The 1,983-nt window shown below is 61.3% G+C and carries 2 protein-coding genes; both read right to left on the minus strand.

Annotation, left to right across the window (positions count from 1 at the left end):
- Positions 1 to 41: 41 nt before the first annotated feature.
- Positions 42 to 713: a glutathione S-transferase gene (locus AAC023_RS14430; protein ID WP_339742004.1), complete on the minus strand. Its 672-nt coding sequence runs from the start codon at positions 711 to 713 to the stop codon at positions 42 to 44.
- Positions 714 to 784: 71 nt separating this feature from the next.
- The gene (locus AAC023_RS14435; RefSeq protein ID WP_339742006.1) at positions 785 to 1,111 is read right to left on the minus strand and encodes a hypothetical protein; all 327 of its coding nucleotides are present in this window, start codon (positions 1,109 to 1,111) and stop codon (positions 785 to 787) included.
- Between the last annotated feature and the right edge of the window lie 872 nt (positions 1,112 to 1,983).

The raw sequence follows: 1,983 nt of genomic DNA on the forward strand, positions 1-1,983 counted from the left end.
GCCAGCGGCAGGATCCAGGGCGGCACCTGTGAACGCTGCGCCTAATTCCCGACAATCCCGTACTCGCCGCCACGCTCCAGCGCGCGCTGATAGGCCGGGCGGGCGTGGATGCGGTCGACCCAGGCCTGGATTTTCGCCTGGGACTTGTCGAGACCGCCGCGTGCAGCGGCCGCTTCCAAGGGAAAGCTCATCTGGATATCGGCGCCGGAAAACGCATCGCCGGCGAACCATTCATGCGCGGTGAGCTCGGCTTCGATCCAGGCGAAGAGACTGGTCAGTTCCGGGCCGATGAAACGCTCCTCGACGCGTTTGGCGATTTGTCTGGCGATCGGCTTGACGAAGAAGGGGGCGGGGGCGGATTTGATCTGGTTCATCAGCAATTTCATCAGCAGGGGCGGCATCAGCGAGCCCTCGGAGAAATGCAGCCAGTAGACATAGCGGCGATGCGCCTCGGTGCCGGCCGCCGGCTTCAGCGCCGGGCCATAAGTGTCGACCAGGTATTCGATGATCGCGCCGGACTCGGCCACGGTGATCTCGCCATCACTGATGACCGGCGACTTGCCGAGCGGATGGACGGCCTTGAGATCGGCGGGCGCCCGCATCGTCGCGGCATCGCGCATGTATTTCCGGATCTCGTAGTCGAGACCCAGTTCCTCGAGCAGCCAGAGGATGCGCTGCGAGCGCGAATTATTGAGATGGTGGACAATGATCATCGGGCAGCCCCTGACGTTTAGCGAAACCAGCCCATGGAAATACGCGAGCTGGTCGCAAACGCAACAGGGCGCTATTCGTACTGGGCTGAATAGCCATCATTCGCCGGCACATCCCAGCCCTCCAGCACCATGCCCGTGTCGAGCCCGCATTTCTGCAATCGCAGCCGCAGATCACGCGCCAGCGACGGATCGCCATTGGCCAGGTCGGTGAGGGTGAACTCGGTCAGCCGCACGACATGGCCGACATGGGTATGGCCATGATCGGCCAGGGTGAAGGCCAGTTCGACCAGATGCGGCGAGCGGACACAGAAGCTCAGAATGTCCTCGTCGAGGACCGGATTGTGCGGCTCGCGCGACCAGAGCCGGTCGGCATCGTCGAGTAGGGCAGGCGCGGCCATGGAAACCTCAACCGGTTGCGTGTCAGTGGCCCGATGCCACAACATACAGTGGGTGAAATTCGCCGCAGCGGATATGCATAAGCTATGAGCCGCGGTGCTGGCCTGTGGAAAAGCGATTGCCGTTCAAGGGTGACGGGCACCGGTTTCAGCGCTGCACGGTCTCTCGCCCCGGTAAACCGGAAAGGAAAGCGGGCAGCACCTCGCCAACGCTTTTTTCCCCGCCGCAGGCTGCGGGAAACTCCGAACGCCCCCGACAAGCGTCATCCCAGCGCAGGCTGGGACCCAGTCTCGTAGAGCCAAGCCGGAGCGGGGTCAGGCGCCAGACTTGTCAGCGCAATGCGTGAATCTGGGTCCCAGCCTGCGCTGGGATGACGATGAGGTTGGCGTTGAGTGAAGATGGCCGGATGAAACAATTGGGACAGACACAATTATTCTGACCCCGATCTGTCAACTTCATTTCTTTCGTTGATTTTCCGCCCCGGCCCGCTTCGGGCAGAGCGATCCCTGAAATCCTTGCCAAGCAGGGCGCCAGACTGGAGTTGAGACGTCAAGGGCGCGAAGCGCCGCTTCGCGGTTTCACCCTTGACGTCTCAACTCCGGTCTGGCCGGATCCCGGCATGGTTTTCAGGTCGGGTTGTGGCCGAAGAATAAACGGGAACGCACACCATTTTTAAGTTTCCAAGCACCGGAATGGACAGGCCTACCATCAAATTTAATGGTGAGTGCCCCCGTTTTTTTGAGATGATGGAATGGCCGGGTGAGCGGGATAGGGAGGGGTGGGTTCCTCTCTCCCAGCCGCTGTTGGTTTTCCAATAAATCCAATCCCTTGTCATCCCTGACGGATGCCCCGCGAAGGCGGGGTGCAGATCAGG

Source organism: uncultured Maricaulis sp., assembly GCF_963976135.1.
Lineage (GTDB): Bacteria > Pseudomonadota > Alphaproteobacteria > Caulobacterales > Maricaulaceae > Maricaulis.